The organism is Bradyrhizobium sp. P5_C11_2, from assembly GCF_054049755.1.
The window spans coordinates 1-1,076 of the sequence record NZ_JBFULT010001078.1; the positions used below are offsets into that span (position 1 = coordinate 1).

The window sequence follows — 1,076 nt, forward strand, 5'->3', positions numbered from 1 at the left end:
GCTTGCGCCACAGCACGGGGGAGAGGGTGAAGCCGACCAGATAGTCCAGCGCGCGGCGCGCCATATAGGCGTCGACCAGCGCGCCGTCGATCTGGCGCGGATGCTTCATGGCGTCCGTGACGGCCTGCTTGGTGATGGCGTTGAACACCACGCGCTCGATCTTGTGGTCCTTCAGCGCGCGCTTCTCTTTCAGCACCTCCAGCACGTGCCAGGAGATGGCCTCGCCCTCGCGATCAGGGTCGGTGGCGAGAATCAGGCGGTCGGCGCCTTTCAGGGACTTGGCAATATCGTTGAGCCGGCCGGCCGCCTTGGGGTCGATCTCCCAGATCATCTTGAAATTGGCGTCGGGATCGACGGAACCGTTCTTCGCCGGGAGGTCGCGGACATGGCCGAACGAGGCCAGAACCTCATAGGACGAGCCCAAATATTTGTTGATCGTCTTGGCTTTCGCCGGCGACTCCACAATGACGATATTCATGTAGTTCCAGTAACTTACGGGGAAATATGGGGCCGAATTCGAAAGGATTCGGATCGGCCGTTTCGACCCGAACATGGGTGGTGCGACCCTCGCTGTCAAATCGAAGGGTGTTGAAAGGCGCTCCGATGGGAAAAGTTTCATATCGAGAAAGTTGCAAAATACCACCTTTGAGTTGCGATCCCTATCAGCGTAATGTTCCCTCGGGGCATGGATTCGGGGTGGGGTCTGGTGACTAAGCCAGGAAAGAAACGAGCGCGCGCCGCGTTGGGCGCGCGGGGAGGCTCGCGCAACGAGGAACCGGGAGAGGGCGGCGTCGACGAAGCGGTCGCCTTCATCGCCGAGCAGGTCGGGGCACTGCGCAAGCTCGCCGAGCGCCACAAGCTCGACGTGCTGCATTATCTCTTGGGCATGACCAAGCTGGAGGCCGATGAGCATCTGCGGCTGCGGAGCAGGCGCAAGCTGTCGTGAGGGTGGGGCTCACCAACAGTTCCGTCATCCTGAGGTGTGAGGCTTGAGATGCGAATGCATCGCAAGCCGAGCCTCGAAGGATGAGCGGCCCGCTGATGCAGCCGGGCCGTCGCCCTTCGAGGGCCGCTAA

At 61.4% G+C, this 1,076-nt stretch carries 2 protein-coding genes; one reads left to right on the top strand and one right to left on the bottom strand.

Features of this window, described 5'->3' with window-relative positions; all coding sequences use genetic code 11:
* Positions 1-478, bottom strand: a 478-nt coding sequence (locus tag ACXJL8_RS41795; protein ID WP_456687116.1) for a toprim domain-containing protein, incomplete at its 3' end; no start/stop codon positions are given.
* A gap of 228 nt (positions 479-706) precedes the next feature.
* Here ACXJL8_RS41795 and ACXJL8_RS41800 point away from each other — a divergent pair.
* On the top strand, positions 707-946 hold the full coding sequence (locus tag ACXJL8_RS41800) for a hypothetical protein (RefSeq protein WP_456622706.1): 240 nt from the start codon (positions 707-709) through the stop codon (positions 944-946).
* The last annotated feature ends 130 nt before the right edge of the window (positions 947-1,076 follow it).